Raw genomic sequence first — 19,274 nt, 5'->3', positions numbered from 1 at the left:
GCTCCACGTTACAGCCCCTCCACGTGATAGGTCTTCTCTTCCAGGAACTCATCGATGCCCTGACGCGCGCCTTCGCGACCTAGCCCAGACTCTTTGACCCCGCCGAAGGGCGCTACTTCTGTCGCGAACGCGCCCACGTTCAAACCCACCATACCCGCTTCTAGCGCGCGACCGACGCGCATGGATCGGCCCAAGTCTCGGGTGTAGAGATACGCAGCCAATCCATAGGGTGTTCCATTTGCCCGCTCGATTACCTCCGCTTCTGTTTCAAACGGGAAGAGGGCTGCCACCGGGCCAAAGGTCTCTTCGCTGGCAAGGCGCATCTTTTCTGTAGCACCCGTCAACACAACCGGATCAATGAACTGCCCGTCCGCATGGCGCTTGCCGTCACCTGTGGCGATCACTGCACCAAGGCTTGCAGCATCGGCGACATGGGCTTCGATCTTTTCGAGAGCACTCGTGTTGATCATCGGGCCGATCTCAGACGTCGCGTCCATACCAGGGCCAACCTGAAGCCCTGACACCTTCTCGGCCAACCGACTTGCGAATTCGTCAAGAACCGTGGCTTGCACGTAGATGCGATTGGCACAAACACATGTTTGTCCCCCATTTCGGAACTTGCTTGCCATCACGCCTTCGAGCGCCGAGTCCAAATCAGCGTCATCGAACACGATGAAGGGCGCGTTGCCCCCCAATTCGAGGCTCACCTTCTTCAAAGTGGGCGCGCACTCAGCCATCAGTGTCTTGCCAACCGCCGTTGAGCCTGTGAACGACAGCTTTCGGACTTTGCTACTGCCTGTCAAAACGCTGCCAATCGCTTTGGGTTGGCCCGTCACGACATTGAGCGTCCCGGGCGGCAATCCGGCATCCATACCCAGCTTGGCGATCGCGAGCGCGGTAAAGGGGGTCAGCTCAGATGGCTTCACAACAACTGTGCAACCCGCAGCCAGTGCAGGCGCAGCCTTTCGCGTGATCATCGCGGCTGGGAAATTCCAGGGCGTTATCGCGGCGACAACACCGACAGGTTCTTTTTCAACGATGATACGACGACCAGGAACGGGCGCCGGAATGGTCTCCCCGTAAGTGCGTTTTGCCTCTTCAGCGAACCACTCCACGAACGACGCTGCGTAGACGATTTCACCTTCGGCTTCGGAAAGGGGTTTCCCCTGTTCACGGGTCATGATCGCCGCGAGAGCTGATTTGTGCTCAATCAGCAGATCGAACCAACGTCGAAGGACTTTTGCCCTCTGAGCAGCTGTCAGGTCGCGCCATGCAGGGAACGCCGACGCTGCCGCTTCGACAGTGAGTTCAGTATCTTCAGCACCAAAATCAGGGACGGTTCCAATCACTTCACCCGTTGCCGGATCAAGCACGTCGATCACGTTGCCCGAAGACGCTCCGAGCCAGTCTCCATTAACCAGGCAACGCTCGATCAGCAGGTCGGTCGAATTTGGTGTTTGCATGCGGTCCTCCAAGTCTCTGATCATGATGAAGCATGTCTCACCAAACTTCGTGCGGTTCTCAGGTTGATAGGCAGCGCATTCTAACAAGCTGAAGCGCCTCCTCAGCAGAAACGCTTTCGGCCGCGCCGCAGAATCCGCCGATGTGAAATGGAAAATCAGGCAGTCCTGCTGCTGAGACAGCCATGTTCAGCGGAAATAATCGCCAGACCTCTTCAGCATAAAACAAACCGGCTGGACTGTTTTAAGAGGGCGACATGATAGAAGAATACACGCACCGGGTTGAAGCGCTACAGAAGCAGATCGCTACGGCGAGGCTTGATGCATTTCTCGTAACGGCAACTGACAGCATCTACTATCTCACGGGTCTGCGCTATGAGCCTTTCGAGCGCGTGTTCTTTCTGTTGGTTCGGCCAGAGGGTGAAATCGAGGTTGTCACGCCCCGGATCGAAGCTGAGAATATGGGGACAATCCCGGTCCAGCATCGAATCGTGGAGTACACGGACTACCCCGCTCCTGCCGGGGAAACATACCTCGATGCGTTGGCGTCTGTCCTGAAACAGACCGAACGCGTTGGCGTTGAGCCTACAATGGAAGCACAGCTCCTGTCGGCACTTGGGGATTGGGGGCCAGAGGTCGTTCCGTTGATTGAGCGCCTTCGACTTGTGAAGTCCAGGACCGAAATTCTGCAGATTGAGAAGGCGGCGCACTACTCCGACCTGGGTTTGCGGATGGTCATGGATGCGGCAAAGACCGGCACTTCAGTTCAAAGCGGATATGACTGCATACCAGCTTTGCGGAAAGCCATTGAAGATGGCGAGGGCCGCCTAGATCAGTACACCAGCTCTATCTGGCTTGGTGCTTGGGCATCCCCTTTCAGCGCGCAACCACACCGCTTTCCGGAACCCTCAGACATGTATGGGCCCGGGCCAATTGTTGGTCTGTCGTTCTTGCGGGTGAACGGCTACTCCGCTGAAACCGAACGCACGTTCTTCGTCGAGAAACCTGCTGCTGAAGAGGCGGAGGTTTTCGAGACCATGCGGGCGGCCTGCGCGATCGCCTATGAGCGGCTTCGTCCGGGCGTATCGGCCCATGATGTCGATCATGCTGTCATGACCTTCCTTCGCAGAGAGGGCTTTGGCGACAACCTGCTTCACCGCACCGGCCACGGGATCGGTATGGGCGGCCATGAAGGCCCTTGGGTTGCCGAAGGCAGCGACGACATTCTGGCCGAAAACATGGTGATCAGTGTCGAACCGGGCATCTACTGGCGCGGCGAAGGCGGCTATCGCCACTCAGATACCGTTCTCATTACCGAGGACGGTTACCGGAAGCTCACGGAGTTTTCGGACACGCTGGACGCGATGACACTCGCGTAAACGCACTCACCACAAAAACATCAGGGAGACTACCAATGAAACACTTCTCTATGCTTGCCTTCGCGAGCGCCGCAGCACTTTGCGCCGGTCTTGCACAGGCCCAAGAGGTCACACTGAACCTGTCCAACGAATATGCGGCAACCTCCATCCACGGCGTCGGTGACGCACGGTTTGCCGAAGCTGTAAGCGAAGCGACCAATGGCGAGGTCGAGATCGTCGTCCACTTTGGCGGCGCACTTGGCTACAAGTCTGCGGATCACTTCGACGCTGTCGGGGAAGGTGCGCTTGAGATTGCGGACACGTTTGGTGGGGCTTTGGGCGGTATCGATCCGCTTTTCTTGCTTCCCTCCTTGCCCTTCTTGGTCACGACCGTTGAAGAGGCGCAGATCCTCTACGAAGTCTCCGAGCCTGTATTCGCAGAGATCTTCGAAGAGAACGATCAGATCCTTCTGTACGCATCGCCATGGCCACCGTCCGGACTCTGGGCCCGTGATCCGCTCGCCAGCACAGATGCGCTCTCTGGCGTGAAGATCCGGACCTATGATCGGAACGGAACAATCGCTTTGAACGCTCTTGATGCCGCCGCCGTTCGTCTGTCTTGGGCCGATGTGGTACCGTCGATTTCCACCGGTGCGATCGACGCCGTTCTGACGTCAGCTGAAGGCGGGGTGAGTTCCAGCTTCTGGGAGCACTTTGATACATTCACCGAGATCTACAACTACGCGATCCCGCTGAACTTCGTGCATATGAGCCGGTCCGTATTTGACGATCTGACCGAGGATCAGCAGCAGGCCATTCTTGCAGCCGCCGAAGAAACCAGGGCTGCCAACTGGGCCGCCATTCCAGATCGTTTGGCCGCAACCTATGCCGATCTTGAAACCAACGGGGTTGAGGTCGTGTCTTCGACAGATCCTGCTTTCCGGGAAGCGTTGCAGGCCGCAGGCCAGGTCGCTCTTGAGGAGTGGCTTGCGGAGACTGGCGACGAAGGTCAGGCCCTGATCGACGCCTTCCAGGCGCGCATGGCGCAATAAACCCTCAAGTGATGCCCGGTTCTCCTCTTGGAGAGCCGGGTATCGACATGACCAACTTCCAAGGAAAAACCATGTCCTTAATCCGCCGTGCGATCGACGGGCTCTCTACCATTGCGTTCGTTTTCGCAGGCGCGATCCTGGTCTACGCAGTCTGTCACATCCTCCTCGAAATCGTTCTTCGAAGCGTCTTTGCAACATCGACTCATGTATTGGACGAGTTCATAGGCTTCGCCATACTGTCCATCACTTTCCTTTCGCTCGCCGCCACGTTGAGAGATGGCGCAATGATCAAAGTGAACCTGTTGGTTTCAGTTCTGCCAATGAATGTGCAGCGTTGGCTCGATGCAGCAACGTCTCTAATCGCCGCCCTCCTTGTCATCGCCGCACTGCGGTACTTCTTTCGGAATCTCGCCAAAGACTGGGAACGGGGCACTGTCAGTGAAAGTGTCGCCCAGGTTCCTCTCTGGATTCCGGGAACGATTGTCTGCATCGGTGCGGCTCTTCTCGCCTTGCAACTACTTCTGCGCACAGTCCTCGCGGCGCGGGGTGAGCTGCTAGACGAAGCGACAGACGCAGGAGGTCACTAAAATGGATCCCGTTACAGCGGCTCTCGCCGTCCTCTTCCTGCTTCTCGCCCTGCTCACGACCGGGATGTGGGTTTTTCTGGCGATTGCCACGTCCGCCGCCTTGGCGCTCTACGGCATAATGGATTTCTCCCCTGACAGGATTGGAGCAATCGCGAGCAGGATCCTCGTTCGCAGCGCGAGTTCGTGGGAATTGGCCGCCGTTCCGATGTTCATTTGGATGGGCGAGATCATGTTCCGCACGGATATCTCTGACCGCCTGTTCCGCGGCTTGGCCCCCCTGGTACGTCGAATTCCAGGAGGGCTCCTGCATACAAATGTCTTCGGCTCGGCTCTCTTCGCCGCCGTGTCCGGGTCAAGTGCGGCAACGACCGCAACTGTTGGAAAGATCACAACCAATGAGTTGTTCGGTCGCGGTTATTCAGAAAGCCTCGCACTTGGGTCCCTCGCTGGTGCTGGCAGTCTCGGTCTTCTGATCCCGCCATCGATTGTTCTCATTATCTATGGTGTGCTCGCAGAAGTCTCGATCTCTGCATTGTTTCTAGCCGGAGTCCTTCCGGGCCTGATGATCGCTGGTCTTTATGGTCTCTACATCGCTTTGCGGTGCTCGATCTCTCCAAGCCTGTCTCCCAAAGTCACGCCAGACCCGGAAACTGATCGGCCCCTGGAAATCATCAAGAACCTGGCACCGGTTCTGGGACTGATCGTCGTTGTCCTGGGCTCGATCTACACAGGATGGGCCACGCCATCGGAAGCTGCTGCCGTCGGCGTACTTGCAGCGCTCAGCTTTGGAGCGCTCACACGACAGTTGAGCCGCGATCTTTTGGTCAAGTCGATTGGGGGAGCCTTGCGCACGTCCTGCATGGTCTGCGCAATCCTCGCCTGCGCGGCCTTCCTCTCCTCTGCGATCGGGTTCATGCATATTCCCCGTGACATCGCGCTTGCGATCGAGCGCCTGGACATGTCTCCCTATGTCCTTATCGCCTGTCTGGCACTGTTCTACATTGTCCTCGGGTTCTTTCTTGACGGGATCTCAATCATCGTGATGAGCCTCCCGATCACGTTGCCCGTGGTCATGCAGGCCGGATTTGATCCGATCTGGTTCGGCGTTTTTCTCGTCGTGATGATTGAGCTTGGGTTGATGACGCCTCCGGTTGGCTTCAACCTCTTTGTGATCCAGTCAATTAGCGGGCGGTCAATAGGAAAGGTCGCGGTTTATGCGACGCCGTTCTTCCTGCTGATGGTCTTTGCGGCATTTTTGTTGGTTGTCTTCCCAGATATAGCTCTCTGGCTACCAGAAACTCTTTCGGGTCGATCACAATGACGGCAAACACTTCAACAAGAACGCGCCCGGAGAAACGTACTCAAGCAGAGCGGTCTGCAGAAACGCAAAACAAGATCCTCGAAGCCGCGGTCGCCTGCTTTTCCGACGCCGGGCTGCAGAACTCGTCGACACACGATGTTGCAGAACGGGCCGGTGTCTCACGCGGCGCCATGCTGCATCATTTCCCCACAAGGACTGACCTCCTCAATGCGGCTTTCGCGCATCTTCTTGAGCGCGAGATTGAGGATCTGTCCAAGTTCTCTCGTAGGATTTCTGATGATGGAGCGGCAATGGGCGATCTTCTTCGATACATCTGGTCGAAGTATGAAGGACCACTCTTCACCGTGACGTTAGATTATCTGGCGCTCGGTCGGATCGATGCAGAAGTCATGGCCGTGATTGAGCCGACAGCTGGTCGGTTCAATACGCAGCTGGAAGACTTGTGGGTCAAATGCCTTGGAAAACTGAGCTTCCCTGAAGAGGCGAAGAAGGACTCGATGGCCCGTACGATGCTGCTCATTCGCGGAATGGCCTTCCAGAACGTCTGGCGTCAAGACCTTCCATATTTCCGGAGCCAGCTCGAAGGGCGCATTCGAGAGCTAGAAACGCGCTTCGGCCTCATACCACAAACAAAGGACTAGAAATGGCTGACACAATCGAATTTGAAACCTACGCAAGCGTTCAAATTGCCGTGGGGCGTATCACGGATGTTCAAGAGTTTCCCCGCGCGCGCCAGCCTTCATACAAGGTGTTCATTGACCTGGGCGATCTGGGAACGCGCCAATCCAGCGCGCAGATCACAAACTACGCGATGGATGATCTAGTCGGTCGCCAAGTTGTTTGCGTCGTTAACCTCGCACCTCGAAACATTGCTGGTTTTCAATCGGAGGTTCTGATCCTCGGAGCGCGAAACACGGACGGCGACGTTATCATTCTGTCGCCAGAGGTAGAAGTGCCGCTCGGCGCGGCGGTCTTTTGAACGGTATGGACATGGCTACTCGAAACACCGGTCTGGGCATCATTGCCATACTTATGTGGTCCTCCCTTGGCGCGCTTGGATTTGTGTCAGCCGCCCTTGATCCAGTTTCTCTCCTCGCCTGGTCGTTCCTTGCCGCTGGCCTCGTGAGTGGAGGGATTGCTCTTGTTCGGGGCGACAGGTTTGAGTTTTCCGTTTTTGAATTCGGTCTCACATGTGCTCTTATGGCCGGATATCATGTCGCTTTCTTGGAGGCCTTCAAACACGGACCGGCCGTTCCGGTTTCGATCCTAAACTATCTCTGGCCCATGTTTTTTGTGCTCCTAGGACACCTTTTCTTCGGGTTTTTCGCCTCAAAAGGTGCCCTCATTGGAACGATGCTTGGGTTTGGGGCCGCCGTGCTTCTCACAACATCGTCCTCAGAGACGCAGCAGTCGTTTGAGCAGCCATGGTTGGGGTACAGCCTCGCGCTGTTCGGTGCCGTATTGTGGGCGCTTTACTCAAACCTTCGTCGGAGATCGGCGTTCGGCGGCACTGCATCCACAGCGTGGATCTGCCTAGGGGCCGCAGTAATCTGCTTTGCCGCCGCCTTCGTCACGGATGCAAATAGCCTGCTGATCAACTGGGGCGATGTTTGGATTGTCGCTGTCTTCGCTCTTGGACCAGCCGGCGGCGCGTTTTTTCTATGGGACTACGGTATTCGTCATGGCGATGCTTCGTTCCCTGCGGTTGCGGCTTACGCAACGCCGATCCTCTCAACGCTCCTCATGGTCAGTTTAGGCATTGGGTCGGCAAACTGGACGATCGGCTTGGCAGCAACTCTGGTGACAGCGGGAGGCGTTCTGGCGACCCTCAAGCGCCCACCAGCTAAAGGAGGGCCGTCCCTTTCCCCGGATTGAAGATGCTATCGGGGTCCATTGCGTGTTTTACGGCGCGTGCCACCTCTCGACGAACAGGATCCCCGTAGCGTTCATCCAGATGATGTTTTGCCTGGCCAATCCCATATTCTGCACTGAAGCTCCCCCCCAGGTCGGACACGATGTCGTAAATCTTAGGTGAGATGCTCTCTTCGATCTGCGCGAGCGTCGTGTTCTCTCCAGCCAACAGATTGAGGTGGACGTTGCCGTCTCCAACGTGACCGTAGATCGACGGCCTTGCGTCAAGACCAGATGAAGTGACGACCCGAAGAGCCTGCGCAACTAAGTCAGGCACTTGCGATGTTCTAACGGAAACGTCGTGCTTGATGGATCCGCCCTGATGCACCTCCGCCTCGGGAATTGTTTCCCGTGCGGCCCAAAGTGCATCGCGTTGCGCGCCGGACGATGCAAGCGCACCGTCAATAACGATGCCCTCCTCCATCAGTTCAATGAAGCCGCTCTCCAACGCAGCCTCCACGTCAAACATGTCCGCAGAAGTCGCAACTTCCACCAAGGCGGCATGACGAAAGTCCGCTTCGAGTGGGTGCGATGACCGGCCCCAAAGACGGGTCACGAGGTCGAAGGATTCTGCGGCAACGTACTCAAACGCCGAGACAGAGTCGCCCGTAACGGTCCTCAATCGATCCAGTATTCCAGGAAGATCTTCCAACGCCCGCACGGCCAAAAGCGCGGTCGCCTGTCGTACCGGACGTGGGGCAAGTGCCAAGGTCGCCGCCGTTACGATGCCCAAAGTGCCTTCCGTGCCTACGAAAAGGTCTTGTGTACGGAGGCCCGCGTTGTCTTTTCGAATGGGCGACAGCGTGTTCAGCAGCTTGCCGTTTGCAAGTACGACTTCCAGGCCCAGAACCAATGATCGCGTCATACCATAGCGGAGCACGTTCAAACCGCCTGCATTGGTTCCAATGTTACCGCCGATGCGACAAGAACCACGGGCTCCAAGGGACAGAGGTAGCATCAATCCTGCACTATCTGCGGCGTCTTGCGCCTCCTGTAGGATTACGCCCGCTTCGACGGTCATGGAGCGATTTGAAGCATCAATCTCTCGAATGGCCGTCATGCGATCAAAGCCTACTAAGACAGCCCGCGCCGAGGTGTCCGGCGTAGCACCGCCGCAGTAGCTCGTGTTACCGCCTTGAGGGACCAAGGGCACCTTGTTGGCTCTGGCTGCTGTCACAATTGCGCGCACATCATCGGTATGGCGGGGCAGCAACAGCGCAGCGGCTTTGCCAGTGTATTTTGAGCGGAAGTCGGTCAGCCGCCCCGACAAAATATCAGGGTCGGTCACAACAGTTTCGGGCGGGAAGATATCTAAGTTGGACATGATCTTGGTATCGCACCTCTCGCCCGACGATGATCCTGAGTGCATGCGGGCGGGCAGCATGTTCCGCCAAAGAGGCAGGGTTTTCCGCATTTTCGGCTGCCCCTCCTCAGCAGGTTTTGCCGATACGGTCAGCGCATTCGGGAGACCTCTAGTGAGCATCCCCAATCTTCAGCAGATAGTACCGCGTCAATTCGCTCAGGGTTCTTGGACTACTGGGGCCATCAGATCCCAGAGATTTAAGAACCACTTGGGAGGAAAACTGTATGAGGCAATCGTCTCTAAGCCTTTACGCCGCACTCTTTGCGACATGCGCGATCGCTCAGCCTGCACAGGCCGATCTACTTGACGACGTGCTTTCACGGGGGGAGTTGCGTTGCGCTGTCGTTCTTGACTTTCCCCCAATGGGATATCGGGGCCCTGACAATGAACCCCTGGGCATGGATGTCGACATCTGTGCCGACCTCGCCGCTGAAATGGGGATCGACTATCAGATCCTTGGTGTGACATGGGCCGAACGCATCCCCGCCCTCATCTCCGGTCGCGCCGATGTGGCGGTCGCATCATCTTCCGACACGCTTGAACGCGCCCAGACAGTTGGGTTCACCATTCCTTACATGGTCTTTCAGTTCCAGGCATTGGTCCCGGCGGACAGTGATATCACGGAGTGGGAGGACCTCCGCGATGCCCATGTCGGCGCAGCGATCGGAACGACCTACGAGTCCAACTTCTCGGAGTACAGAGAGGCCAATTGGCCGGACAACGATGGTCAGCTGACGACGTTCCAAAGCGAAAACGAGTCTTTCATGGCCGTTTCACAGGGGCGTGTCGATGCAACCATTGGATCTGACACAGCCATCGCCAACATCGTGGCGTCAGGTCAGTTTGGCGACCTCCGTCCGGGTCCGATTGCTCCATTTGGTGCGGATATCGTTGGGTTCATGACCGTCCGCCAAGAGTTTGGCTGGCTCAACTACCTCGATCTCTACATCAACCGCGCTTACCGATCAGGCCGCTTGCAAGAGTTCTACGAAGAACACATTGGCGGCGATATGCCGGACCTGACAATCCCAGGCGTCTACCGCTGAGCAGTCGCCGGCCCGACGCGCGATGTGCGTTGGGTCGGCCGTCAGGGACATCACATGAACTACAATTTTCTTTGGCTGCCCGTTTTCAACGCGCTGCCCGAACTCGCTCGCGCCGCCTTGGTCACGCTCGAAGTGTCCGTTGTGTCGATGGTCATCGGCTTGGGACTGGGCCTTCTGCTGTGCTTTGCACGTCGGAGTGACCGCCGACTTGCACGCTGGCCAGCATCCGTTTGGGTCGAAGTCGCCCGCAACACGCCGGTCCTATTTCAGATCTTCGTCTTCTACTGGGGCTTGGGCGAGTTTGGTCTCTTTCTGTCTTCATACGTCGCTGTTGTTTCAGCCCTAGCGTTTAACACCGCCGGCTACATGGCGGAGACGTTTCGAGGCGGCTTCGCCGCAGTGCCTGAGACGCAACTCAAGGCCGCGCGCTCACTGGGAATGAGCTTTATTCAAGCCAACGCGCGCATCGTCGTTCCACAGGTTATCCGTGCCGTTTGGTACCCGATGACCAATCAGTTTGTCTGGGTCATTCTTATGAGTTCTCTGGGGATGCTCGCAGGGTTGCGGGAGCTGAGCGGCGAAACTCAGTATTTCAATTCGCGTACGTTCCGCACCTTCGAATTCTTCTTCGCTGCAGCCGTGATCTACTACCTGATCGCTAAGCTGGTCATGCTGGGTGCTCGCATCATCGGATGGCGTCTTTTCAGGGGGCAGCCACTATGAACGGCAGCGTCTTCACCGCCCTCGATTGGGGGGATGTCTTCTTTCTTGGGGAAGCAGCACTTCGGACGGTTCAGATCTCGGTCATAGCGATCATAGTTGGTAGCCTCCTAGGCGTCTTGCTTGGATGGACACTGGCAGCAGGGGGCTGGTTGGTCCGCCTTTCCACATCTGGCGTACTTGATGTCTTCAGAAGTGTGCCCCTGCTCATCCAGCTGATCCTTTTCGACAGCTTCGTTGCGATCGCTGGCTATCCGATGCAGGCGTTCTGGTCTGGCACGATTGTGCTGTCGGTCTACTGCGCCGCTCTAGTCGCGATGGTGGCGCGTGCTGGTATCGAGAACGTAGGGCGCGATATGCAGCGTGCCTCCCGATCCCTGGGCATGAGTTACCTTCAAACAATGCGACACGTCGTTTGGCCAATAGGCCTGCGAACAGTGTTTCCGTCTTGGATTGGGGTTTCGCTATCGATTGTGAAAGACAGCGCCCTTGTCTCGGCCATTGGGTACATAGAGTTGCTGCGCGCCTCTCAAATCCTGAATACCAAGACGCAAGAGTCCTTCAAAATCATGCTGCTGGTCGGCCTGTTTTACTTCTTGATCTCTTATCCAATTTCCCGGTGGGGAGATCGCCTGGAACGGAGATGGAAGAAATGATCCAACTAGAGAATGTTCACAAAGCGTTCGGCGCACTGGAAGTGCTGAAGGGCATAGATTTAACAGTGCGCGAAGGAGAAGTGCTTTCTGTCATTGGCGCATCCGGGTCTGGGAAATCGACTCTTCTCTACTGCGTCAACGGCCTTGAGCCGATCCAAACTGGCAGGATCGTCGTGGACGGAACCGATGTGCATGGCCGCGGTACAGATATGAACGCGCTGCGCCGTCGCATTGGAATGGTGTTTCAGCAATGGAACTCCTTTCCGCACCTGACTGTATTGGAAAACGTCACTCTGGCACCACGTGTGGTCCGCAAGCTCTCAAAGAAAGACGCCCGCGAGATAGCAATTTCCCAACTCGAACGCGTTGGCCTTGGGGACAAAACGCAGGCTTATCCATCGATGCTGTCAGGTGGCCAACAACAACGCCTTGCGATTGCGCGCGCTCTGGCGATGGAGCCGGCCTACATGCTGTTCGATGAGGCAACATCAGCGCTCGATCCGGAGCTCGTTGGCGAAGTGCTCGACACAATGAGGATGCTGGCAACGGACGGGATGACGATGATTGTTGTGACTCACGAAATGGGTTTTGCACGCGATGTATCCGACCGCGTCGCGTTTTTTCATCAAGGTGTGATGGAAGAAATCGGCCCGCCCTCTGAGGTCATGTTGAAGCCGCAAAGCGAACATCTCCAAAAGTTCCTGGCCAAAGTTCTATAGGCCCGCAGAAACCTTCACCGGCCCCATAATTTCGGAACCTTCTGCCGATAGAGTACGGACGTCAGAACAAAGTGCGGATGAAGCCGTGTCATAGGTCTTGCAGAAACGATCGAAAAGGACTGTGTCATGCAAGTTGGTGTTCCCAAGGAAATAAAGGTGCAAGAGCATCGGGTCGGGCTGACGCCAGAAGCCGTCGCGGCCTATGTTTCTCGCGGCCACAAGGTCATTGTCGAGACACAGGCTGGGCTGGGCATCGGCGCCACAGACGAACATTATCGTTCCGCGGGTGCTGAAATTTCTGACACTGCCGCCGAAGTCTTTGAGGTTTCCGACATGATCGTAAAGGTCAAAGAGCCTCAACCCGCAGAATGGGCTATGCTTCGGGAAGGCCAGATCCTGTATACCTACCTGCACCTCGCGCCCGATCGGCCACAGACCGATGGTCTGATCGCGTCAGGATGCACCGCGATTGCTTACGAGACGGTTACAGATGCTGTCGGGGGGCTACCACTGCTCGCTCCAATGTCGGAAGTCGCGGGTCGCCTTTCTGCTCAAGCGACGGCTTGGTCACTGGAGCGGCACAACGGTGGCCGCGGGTTGCTCATGGGGGGCGTGCCTGGGGTCGCGCCAGCTCAAGTCTCCATCATCGGCGGAGGCGTCGTTGGCACCAATGCCGCGCGGATCGCACTTGGCATGGGCGCGGAGGTCACAATCCTGGATCGTTCGCTTGCGCGCCTCAAACAGCTCGACGAAATGTTCGATGGGCGCATTCGCACGCTGTATGCAACCAACCACTCGACTGAGAACGCTGTCCTGGAGAGTGACGCCGTAGTCGGCGCGGTGTTAATCCCGGGGAAGGCTGCCCCGAAACTTGTGACAAGAGACATGCTCTCTCGAATGCGGTCAGGCGCGGTTCTGGTCGACGTCGCGATTGACCAAGGCGGTTGCTTTGAGACTTCGAGAGCTACTACCCATGCCGATCCAACGTACGAGGTCGACGGCATCGTTCATTACTGCGTGGCCAACATGCCTGGTGCGGTTCCACGAACGTCTTCCTACGCACTTGGCAACGCCACGCTTTCACATGGTTTGGCTCTGGCGGATCAAGGTCTTGAAGCCCTTGCAGACCCTCATCTAAGAGCAGGCCTCAATGTTCACCGCGGACAGATCACGAATGCCGCCGTTGGCGAGAGCCTCGACTTGCCGAGCATTGATCCAGAACGTGCGATCGCCGCATGAGAACAAACGTGCGCTTCCTCCCCGCGCACATGGGTAGATTGCCGTCTGGCGCGCATCTACCTACTCCCGCCCCGAATGATTTCGGGGCGGGGAAAAGGTCTTGGGTGGACTGGTCGCATTCTAAAGCGACAAGATTGAGTTTCGTAAAACCTGCGAAGATCGACAATTGCCGGAAACCGCGATCTGAACCATGAATGATTTGGTTCCATATCTGAAGTACTCTGTTTCATTGACGGATATCCAATCGTTTTTGACTGTTGCCGCTGCAGGAAGCTTTAGGAAGGCTGCATTGACAATTGATGTCGGACAGTCCTCCCTAAGCAGGCGAATTCGGCGTCTCGAGGATGAACTCGGAGTTTCGCTTTTCGAACGCCACAGCACCGGCGCCCGCTTAACAAACGCCGGAACGTGTTTTGCTGGCAGAATGCGCATCGTTCTGGATGAACTCAACACTGCTGTCGGCGCGGCAAGATCAGATGGCAGCGTCCAGAAGGGTTGCCTCAACGCTGGTATAATCGCGTCCTTGTCGCGTGGGATAACCCGTACTGTCGTTCAGAGATTTCGGTCTGAACACGTTGGTGTGGGGATCTGCTATTTTGAAGCGGACCGCAGCGAGCTCTACACAAAACTCAACCATCGTCAGTTAGATTTTGTGATCGCAGCGGGCGAACCAATAGAAGCTATCTACGACGGCTTTATTCTAGATCGTGAGGAAATCTATCTCGCCGTCGCAAGTGATAGTGAATTGGCTGATCGTGAGCGCCTGTCTTGGTCAGAAGTGAATTGCGAAACATTTGTCCTTGGATCGCAAGAACCCGGCCCCGAGATCCATGACTACATACTGCGACGCATCAGCGACTTGGGCCTTAGCATAAAGGTCGAACGTCACAGGCTTGGGCGAGAGGGGATCATGACTCTGGTCGGGCTCGGTCAAGGTGTTAGTCTCGTGGCGGACCATTGGCGGGGTGTGAGCTATCCGAATGTCACGTTTGTGCCTGTGGGTGCGCCGGATGAACGAGTCCCGTTTTCACTTTCGTGGGTACCGGAAAACGATAACCCCGCGCTCAGGCGGTTCATCAGCGTCGCCCGCACTGTCGCCCAAGAGGTAGCCAATGGGTCAAGCTGATAATCCTTCAGGCGGCTTTGATCCAGACGACCTAACCAACCCTTTTCGTGCTTTAGCAAAACCCCGATCGGTTTTCATGAACCGCTCCAGCATTGGTGCAACGAGCTTGGCAGGCTCCAACTTCTGCCCATTCTCAGCCTCCAAGATCTCGGCATAGGCCGTCAGATCGCGATGCACTCTAGCGGGCAGCTCCACGGTGAGCTTCACCGGTTTGTCGTCACGAATATCACCGAGCTTTAATCTGCTCATCGGGCACCTCCTTGCGGTTCGAGTATCAGATCGCGCGTTACCATCACGCGCACCGGGAAACCGGGCCGGATCGTCAGTGTCGGCGGGATCTGAAGCTGGCGCTGGACAATGGCCTCACCCGCGCGCCCGATCGTGTCTTGGGCGCCGTCGCGGATTGCCTCGGCTATCTCATCGCCGCCATCCTCGCCGGTTTCGAGGCCGATATTGAGGATCGAGGCGAGGCCGGCCGCGCGGAACAGCTGCCCCCAATGGTTGTCCACACCGTCTTCGAGACCGGCGTAGCCCGCCTGATCGGTGCCGGGCTGGCGTTCGAGCACGATGGAGCGTCCGTCGGGTAAGATCAACCGGGTCCACGCCAAGAGGACGCGCCGCTGACCGGTTTCCACGCGGCTGTCATATTCGCCAAGGAGGCGCGCACCCTGTGGGATCAGCAGGAATTGCCCGGTCGGACTGTCATAGACATTCGCGGTGACCTGCGCGGTGATCTGTCCCGGCAGGTCGGAGCGTAGCCCGGTCAGGAGCGCCGCTTCGATGACCGATCCCGCTTGCAGGACATGGGGGCTCGGCGGGGATTGGAGCCGGTCCGCCGCAGTGGTCCTTCGGTCGACCTCGCGATCCAGAAACGCTTCCTGTCGCTCCGTCGTGTCTGGTTGCCGTGCCTGCCTAGCAGAGGCCGGGAACAGCCCTTGCAGCCCTGAGCCCGGCGCAACAGCCGGCGCCTGTCGCGGCTGTGTAGCCCGCGTGCCGCTCGTCCGTGCATCGGCGAAGAGCGTTGCAAGCCGAGCCGCTTCAGCTTCCTGCAAACGCAACTGCTCTTCCGGATCGACCGCCGGACCGGTCGTAGGCATGACAGGCACCGGTGCGCCACGGCGCTGCGCCGACAGAACCGGGCGCCCGAGTTCGCCTGGAAGCGGAGGTCCCAGCTGTGGGATCGATGCATAGTCGCGTGGCAGACCTAAGAGACCCTCGGCCTCTTGAACGCGCTCGGTTGAGAAGAGTTCTGACGGCCCATCGTCTGGATCGGGACCTTGCAAGGCGACGATCAGGATCGCTCCGATGCCGAGCCCGCCCGCGACGGCGAGAACTGTGATGGCTTTTCGAGAGAGCCGCATGACCCGTGGCGGATCGGGCCGCAGGCGGAGTTCCTTGGCGATGTCCTGCTCGGTGTGTGGCGGCTCTTCGGAGCGGTCGTCCGATTGCTGGTTTTCGGTCCCGGTCATGGCTCAGCGGTCCTCATCGGGACGCCACGCGGAAACCACGCGCTCCTCACGCAGCGCAGAACGCCGGACCCCATCGGTGCGGACGATACGGACGACGCGCTGGCGGTCTCCGAGACGCAGCTCAGCGGCGGCGAAGAGCCGATCGACGATCATGTAGTTGCGGCGGATGCGGTAATTCACGAGCTGGCCGTCCCCTTCCGGTCCGATCACGAAGAGCGGCGGCATCTCGCCCTGGCCGATTCCACGCGGGAACTCGATGAAGACCTGCCGCCCGTCATCGAAGGCGCGCCGCGGCCGCCAGGGCGCGCGGTCGCCGGTGATCCGGTAGCGGAAATTCAGGTCGTCGAGCTCGACATTGCGTCCGATGGGAAGGCCAGCCTCGGCGCGATCGTTCTGACGGCGGAGCGCGATCAGTTCATCCTCCGGATAGTGCCAGGACACCGAGGCCATATAGGCCTGCGGTGTGGCGCGGAGTTCAAGGTGGTAGGTCCGTCGGTCGGTGTTGATGACGAGATTGGTGACGAGATCGGGGCGGGTCGGTTTCACCAGCACATGGATGCGACGGTTATCGCCTGACCCGCTCTCGGTGTCGCCGATGATCCAGCGCGCGGTATCGCCTGCCGCGATCGGCCCTGATCCCACGAGACTCTCACCCGCCTGTAGCGCGATGTCCGTGACCTGGCCGGGCGAGGTGTAGACCTGATAGAGCGCGCCGGAGCTGTAGGGATAGAGCTGGACGGCATTGATGAAGCCGTCGCGGACCGGTTCGATCCGGGCGGCGGCGTTGGCGTTGGTCACACGCTCGGTCGGCTCGGACGCTTCTGCTGGACGATCATCGGCATCGACCCGCATGAGTTGACCAGGCAGCGGTAAGGGTTCCGGTGTTTCGACGATCCGAACGGGCCGCGCAGGTTCGGCGACTAGCGTTGCGGCGATCGGATCGTCATAGCTGATCTCGGGCGGTTTGAAGGTCGCGCAGCCACTCAGGATCGCTGCGCATCCGACGGTGGCGATTAGGCGTGTCGAACAAACGAAGTTTGTCATTGGGCGTTCTCCCTTGACCAGTTGATGGCGTGGACGAAGACGCCGAGGGGGTTTTTGCGGAGGCGGTCGGCGTCGCGGGGTGGTTGGACGACGACGCTCAGAATGCCGGTCCAGCGTTCGGTGACAGAGAGTTGGCCGTTCACGTAGCGGCGTTCGGTCCAGGCGACGCGGAAGCTAGAATCGGAGGCGCGGATGACGCTGGAGATTTCAGCGGTGACCTGGACCTCGCCGACGCGGGCGAAGGGGTCGTTCTCGCGCGCGAAATCGTTGAGCGCGATGGACCCGCGATCGGTGGTGAAATCGTAGGCTCTGAGCCAGTTTTCCCGGAGCACGATCGGATCGGCGGGAACCTGGCGGACGTTCTCGATGAAGCGCGCGAGGTGGAAGGCGATCTGCGGATCGGTCGGGCGGTAGTTGGCGGTGGCGGGTGCGACGGCCTGGGCCGCGCCGAGCCGGTCAACTTCGACCACGTAAGGGACGATGGTGCCCTGGGTGGACTGCCAAACGAGTGCGAGCCCAAAGGTGGCGGTAGTGGCAAGACACCCGATGGCCACGAGCCGCCAGTTGCGGGCCTGGACGCGGGCCGAGCCCATCCGTTCGTCCCAGACTTGGGCGGCCTTTTGGTAGGGCGTCACCGGTTCTGGGGTCTTGGCGTATCGCACGCTCGGTCGCTTGAATCTCATGATCTCTCCGAAAGGCTGATGGCCGTGCCCGCGCCGCCGCCATCGCCGGAGCGGATGGCGTGCGCGGCGACGGCGGTGCCGTGGTGAAGGCTTTGCTGGCGTTTCATGCGGCGCGCCCAGGCGGGCGGACCGTCATTGGCGGGCGTCGGCATGGACGACGGGGAATTGCTGAACTTGCCGCCGGTGGCTTCGAAGGCGGCACGCGAGCCCGAGCGATAGCTGTCGCCGACCGCGCGCTTGAGCGGGCTGACGGCGGCCGACATCCCAGCCTGACCGACTGCGGCCATGCCGCTCGCGGCGCCACCCGCGACGGCAGACCCACCGCGCAGGGCGGCACCACCGGCGGCTCCGGCCATCTTCGCACCCGCGAGGCCGCCTGCGACCACGCCGCCCGCTGCGAGGCCGGCTCCGACCGCCGCGCCTGCACCGAGCTGCGGCCCGCCCGACACGATACCGTTGGCGATGCCGGGGCCGAAGATGCCGAGCGCGAGCAGCGACAGCGCTGCGAGGACGACGGCCATCGCGTCCTCGATGGTCGGCTCTCCGGTGAACCCGGAGGTGAACTCGCCGAAGATCGTCGAGCCGATGCCGACGATGACGGCGAGCACCAGCACTTTGACGCCGGAGGAGATCACAAGACCGAGCACGCGTTCGGCCATGAAGGCGGTCTTGTTGAAGAGCCCGAAGGGCACGAGGATGAAGCCCGCGAGCGTCGCCAGCTTGAACTCGATCAGGGTCACGAAGAGCTGGATCGCGAGGATGAAGAACGACAGCAGGACGACGATCCAGGCGAAGAGCAAGATCGAAATCTGTATGAAATTCTCGAAGAAGGAGACGAAACCCATCAGGTCGGAGATGGATTCCAGGATCGGCTGCCCAGCTTCGAGCCCGACAGCAGCGATACGCCCGGGTTGCAAAAGTTCGCCCGCGCCGATCGCGCCGCCTGTGGCGACAAGGCCCAGCCCCGCAAAGCTCTCGAAGACGATGCGCGCGAGCGTGTTCCAGTTGCTGATGATGTAGGCGAAGACGCCGACGAAGAGCGTCTTCTTGACGAGCCGCCCGATGATGTCGTCATCCGCGCCCCATGCCCAGAAGAGCGCGGCGAGCGTGACGTCGATGACGATCAGTGTCGTAGCGAGGAAGGCGACGTCGCCGCCGAGCAGACCGAACCCGCTGTCGATATAGGTCGTGAAGACCTCCAGGAACCGATCGATGACGCCGACACCGTCCATGGCCTACTCCCTCTCCGGATCGTTTGTGGACATGCCGAAGAACCGGCGGCGGTTCTCTTCCCAGGCGGCTTGGCACTCGGTGTCGGCTTCGAGCGCTTCCGGGGTGAGCGAGCGGCAGCGCTGGAGGGTCTCGCGCAGCGGATCGTCCGAAACCACAGCCGCAGGCTCGCCCGCGCGTTCTTCTTCAAGGGCGCGCTGGAGTTCCATCGCCGCCATGAGCGCGGCAATGGCGCCCAAGGCAATGGCGATCCCTTTCAGCGTGGTCTCGGCGGTGAGCTTCATCGCGGG

At 58.9% G+C, this 19,274-nt stretch carries 21 protein-coding genes; 13 read left to right on the top strand and 8 right to left on the bottom strand.

What is annotated here, in order from left to right; genetic code table 11:
- Window positions 1–8: 8 nt before the first annotated feature.
- The gene (locus V8J82_RS15035) at window positions 9–1,463 is read right to left on the bottom strand and encodes an NAD-dependent succinate-semialdehyde dehydrogenase (RefSeq protein WP_339976211.1); all 1,455 of its coding nucleotides are present in this window, start codon (window positions 1,461–1,463) and stop codon (window positions 9–11) included.
- A 254-nt stretch (window positions 1,464–1,717) separates the two neighbouring features.
- Between V8J82_RS15035 and V8J82_RS15030 the strand changes: the two genes are divergently transcribed.
- The 7 genes from V8J82_RS15030 to V8J82_RS15000 are packed head-to-tail and all read left to right on the top strand — an operon-like array spanning window position 1,718 to window position 7,653.
- Window positions 1,718–2,839 (top strand): M24 family metallopeptidase, encoded by a 1,122-nt coding sequence (locus V8J82_RS15030; protein WP_339976210.1) that lies wholly within the window; start codon window positions 1,718–1,720, stop codon window positions 2,837–2,839.
- Between the two features lie 35 nt (window positions 2,840–2,874).
- Window positions 2,875–3,870, top strand: coding sequence for a TRAP transporter substrate-binding protein (locus tag V8J82_RS15025; RefSeq protein ID WP_339976209.1), 996 nt, complete (start codon window positions 2,875–2,877; stop codon window positions 3,868–3,870).
- A 47-nt stretch (window positions 3,871–3,917) separates the two neighbouring features.
- A complete protein-coding gene (locus tag V8J82_RS15020) occupies window positions 3,918–4,457 on the top strand; it encodes a TRAP transporter small permease (RefSeq protein WP_339976208.1) in 540 nt (179 codons plus the stop codon).
- A gap of 1 nt (window position 4,458) precedes the next feature.
- Window positions 4,459–5,778 carry a TRAP transporter large permease gene (locus tag V8J82_RS15015; protein ID WP_339976207.1) on the top strand — a complete coding sequence of 440 codons (1,320 nt, stop codon included), beginning with the start codon at window positions 4,459–4,461 and terminating at the stop codon, window positions 5,776–5,778.
- Entirely contained in the window at window positions 5,775–6,419 is a 645-nt protein-coding gene (locus V8J82_RS15010; RefSeq protein WP_339976206.1) for a TetR/AcrR family transcriptional regulator, read from the top strand. The genes V8J82_RS15015 and V8J82_RS15010 overlap by 4 nt, the downstream gene beginning before the upstream one ends.
- A gap of 2 nt (window positions 6,420–6,421) precedes the next feature.
- A complete protein-coding gene (locus V8J82_RS15005; RefSeq protein ID WP_339976205.1) occupies window positions 6,422–6,757 on the top strand; it encodes a tRNA-binding protein in 336 nt (111 codons plus the stop codon).
- Between the two features lie 5 nt (window positions 6,758–6,762).
- Window positions 6,763–7,653 (top strand): DMT family transporter, encoded by an 891-nt coding sequence (locus tag V8J82_RS15000; protein WP_339976204.1) that lies wholly within the window; start codon window positions 6,763–6,765, stop codon window positions 7,651–7,653.
- On the opposite strand, the gene V8J82_RS14995 is transcribed toward V8J82_RS15000, so the two are convergent.
- Entirely contained in the window at window positions 7,622–9,103 is a 1,482-nt protein-coding gene (locus V8J82_RS14995; protein ID WP_339976203.1) for an FAD-binding oxidoreductase, read from the bottom strand. The genes V8J82_RS15000 and V8J82_RS14995 overlap by 32 nt on opposite strands.
- Window positions 9,104–9,276: 173 nt before the next feature.
- Here V8J82_RS14995 and V8J82_RS14990 point away from each other — a divergent pair, with 173 nt between their 5' ends.
- The 6 genes from V8J82_RS14990 (at window position 9,277) to V8J82_RS14965 (ending at window position 14,558) form a co-directional block, all read left to right on the top strand.
- Window positions 9,277–10,098 (top strand): transporter substrate-binding domain-containing protein, encoded by an 822-nt coding sequence (locus tag V8J82_RS14990; RefSeq protein WP_439650075.1) that lies wholly within the window; start codon window positions 9,277–9,279, stop codon window positions 10,096–10,098.
- Between the two features lie 54 nt (window positions 10,099–10,152).
- Window positions 10,153–10,821 (top strand): amino acid ABC transporter permease, encoded by a 669-nt coding sequence (locus V8J82_RS14985; protein WP_339976202.1) that lies wholly within the window; start codon window positions 10,153–10,155, stop codon window positions 10,819–10,821.
- Window positions 10,818–11,474, top strand: a complete 657-nt coding sequence (locus tag V8J82_RS14980; RefSeq protein WP_339976201.1) for an amino acid ABC transporter permease — start codon at window positions 10,818–10,820, stop codon at window positions 11,472–11,474. The genes V8J82_RS14985 and V8J82_RS14980 overlap by 4 nt, the downstream gene beginning before the upstream one ends.
- A complete protein-coding gene (locus V8J82_RS14975; protein WP_339976647.1) occupies window positions 11,471–12,193 on the top strand; it encodes an amino acid ABC transporter ATP-binding protein in 723 nt (240 codons plus the stop codon). The genes V8J82_RS14980 and V8J82_RS14975 overlap by 4 nt, the downstream gene beginning before the upstream one ends.
- Before the next feature lie 126 nt (window positions 12,194–12,319).
- On the top strand, window positions 12,320–13,432 hold the full coding sequence (gene ald, locus V8J82_RS14970) for an alanine dehydrogenase (RefSeq protein WP_339976200.1): 1,113 nt from the start codon (window positions 12,320–12,322) through the stop codon (window positions 13,430–13,432).
- Window positions 13,433–13,622: 190 nt separating this feature from the next.
- Window positions 13,623–14,558, top strand: coding sequence for a LysR family transcriptional regulator (locus tag V8J82_RS14965; protein WP_339976199.1), 936 nt, complete (start codon window positions 13,623–13,625; stop codon window positions 14,556–14,558).
- On the opposite strand, the gene V8J82_RS14960 is transcribed toward V8J82_RS14965, so the two are convergent.
- The 6 genes from V8J82_RS14960 to trbK-alt are packed head-to-tail and all read right to left on the bottom strand — an operon-like array spanning window position 14,550 to window position 19,268.
- On the bottom strand, window positions 14,550–14,807 hold the full coding sequence (locus tag V8J82_RS14960; protein ID WP_339976198.1) for a DUF2274 domain-containing protein: 258 nt from the start codon (window positions 14,805–14,807) through the stop codon (window positions 14,550–14,552). The two genes, V8J82_RS14965 and V8J82_RS14960, sit on opposite strands and share 9 nt — an antisense overlap.
- Window positions 14,804–16,027 (bottom strand): TraB/TrbI/VirB10 family type IV secretion system protein, encoded by a 1,224-nt coding sequence (locus V8J82_RS14955; RefSeq protein WP_339976197.1) that lies wholly within the window; start codon window positions 16,025–16,027, stop codon window positions 14,804–14,806. The genes V8J82_RS14960 and V8J82_RS14955 overlap by 4 nt, the downstream gene beginning before the upstream one ends.
- 3 nt (window positions 16,028–16,030) lie before the next feature.
- Window positions 16,031–17,071: a P-type conjugative transfer protein TrbG gene (gene trbG / locus V8J82_RS14950; RefSeq protein WP_339976196.1), complete on the bottom strand. Its 1,041-nt coding sequence runs from the start codon at window positions 17,069–17,071 to the stop codon at window positions 16,031–16,033.
- Window positions 17,068–17,757 carry a conjugal transfer protein TrbF gene (trbF, locus tag V8J82_RS14945; RefSeq protein ID WP_339976644.1) on the bottom strand — a complete coding sequence of 230 codons (690 nt, stop codon included), beginning with the start codon at window positions 17,755–17,757 and terminating at the stop codon, window positions 17,068–17,070. The genes trbG and trbF overlap by 4 nt, the downstream gene beginning before the upstream one ends.
- Entirely contained in the window at window positions 17,751–18,986 is a 1,236-nt protein-coding gene (gene trbL / locus V8J82_RS14940) for a P-type conjugative transfer protein TrbL (RefSeq protein ID WP_339976195.1), read from the bottom strand. The genes trbF and trbL overlap by 7 nt, the downstream gene beginning before the upstream one ends.
- Before the next feature lie 3 nt (window positions 18,987–18,989).
- Window positions 18,990–19,268: a putative entry exclusion protein TrbK-alt gene (trbK-alt, locus tag V8J82_RS14935; RefSeq protein WP_339976194.1), complete on the bottom strand. Its 279-nt coding sequence runs from the start codon at window positions 19,266–19,268 to the stop codon at window positions 18,990–18,992.
- Between the last annotated feature and the right edge of the window lie 6 nt (window positions 19,269–19,274).

The organism is Gymnodinialimonas mytili (assembly GCF_037544085.1).
Taxonomy (GTDB): Bacteria; Pseudomonadota; Alphaproteobacteria; order Rhodobacterales; family Rhodobacteraceae; genus Gymnodinialimonas; species Gymnodinialimonas mytili.
Note: the sequence above shows the minus strand (reverse complement) of the source record. Positions and strands in the feature narration are given on the sequence as shown.

Bases quoted from the DNA above. Each gene is read 5' to 3' on its own strand.
- V8J82_RS14990 (WP_439650075.1), top strand. From the start codon at position 9,277: ATGAGGCAATCGTCTCTAAGCCTTTACGCCGCACTCTTTGCGACATGC.
- V8J82_RS15025 (WP_339976209.1), top strand. From the start codon at position 2,875: ATGAAACACTTCTCTATGCTTGCCTTCGCGAGCGCCGCAGCACTTTGC.
- V8J82_RS15035 (WP_339976211.1), bottom strand. From the start codon at position 1,463: ATGCAAACACCAAATTCGACCGACCTGCTGATCGAGCGTTGCCTGGTT.
- V8J82_RS15000 (WP_339976204.1), top strand. From the start codon at position 6,763: ATGGACATGGCTACTCGAAACACCGGTCTGGGCATCATTGCCATACTT.
- trbL (WP_339976195.1), bottom strand. From the start codon at position 18,986: ATGGACGGTGTCGGCGTCATCGATCGGTTCCTGGAGGTCTTCACGACC.
- trbK-alt (WP_339976194.1), bottom strand. From the start codon at position 19,268: ATGAAGCTCACCGCCGAGACCACGCTGAAAGGGATCGCCATTGCCTTG.
- V8J82_RS14965 (WP_339976199.1), top strand. From the start codon at position 13,623: ATGAATGATTTGGTTCCATATCTGAAGTACTCTGTTTCATTGACGGAT.
- V8J82_RS15020 (WP_339976208.1), top strand. From the start codon at position 3,918: ATGACCAACTTCCAAGGAAAAACCATGTCCTTAATCCGCCGTGCGATC.
- V8J82_RS14975 (WP_339976647.1), top strand. From the start codon at position 11,471: ATGATCCAACTAGAGAATGTTCACAAAGCGTTCGGCGCACTGGAAGTG.
- V8J82_RS15010 (WP_339976206.1), top strand. From the start codon at position 5,775: ATGACGGCAAACACTTCAACAAGAACGCGCCCGGAGAAACGTACTCAA.
- V8J82_RS14985 (WP_339976202.1), top strand. From the start codon at position 10,153: ATGAACTACAATTTTCTTTGGCTGCCCGTTTTCAACGCGCTGCCCGAA.
- V8J82_RS14960 (WP_339976198.1), bottom strand. From the start codon at position 14,807: ATGAGCAGATTAAAGCTCGGTGATATTCGTGACGACAAACCGGTGAAG.
- V8J82_RS15005 (WP_339976205.1), top strand. From the start codon at position 6,422: ATGGCTGACACAATCGAATTTGAAACCTACGCAAGCGTTCAAATTGCC.
- V8J82_RS14995 (WP_339976203.1), bottom strand. From the start codon at position 9,103: ATGCGGAAAACCCTGCCTCTTTGGCGGAACATGCTGCCCGCCCGCATG.
- V8J82_RS15030 (WP_339976210.1), top strand. From the start codon at position 1,718: ATGATAGAAGAATACACGCACCGGGTTGAAGCGCTACAGAAGCAGATC.
- V8J82_RS14955 (WP_339976197.1), bottom strand. From the start codon at position 16,027: ATGACCGGGACCGAAAACCAGCAATCGGACGACCGCTCCGAAGAGCCG.
- ald (WP_339976200.1), top strand. From the start codon at position 12,320: ATGCAAGTTGGTGTTCCCAAGGAAATAAAGGTGCAAGAGCATCGGGTC.
- V8J82_RS14980 (WP_339976201.1), top strand. From the start codon at position 10,818: ATGAACGGCAGCGTCTTCACCGCCCTCGATTGGGGGGATGTCTTCTTT.
- V8J82_RS15015 (WP_339976207.1), top strand. From the start codon at position 4,459: ATGGATCCCGTTACAGCGGCTCTCGCCGTCCTCTTCCTGCTTCTCGCC.
- trbG (WP_339976196.1), bottom strand. From the start codon at position 17,071: ATGACAAACTTCGTTTGTTCGACACGCCTAATCGCCACCGTCGGATGC.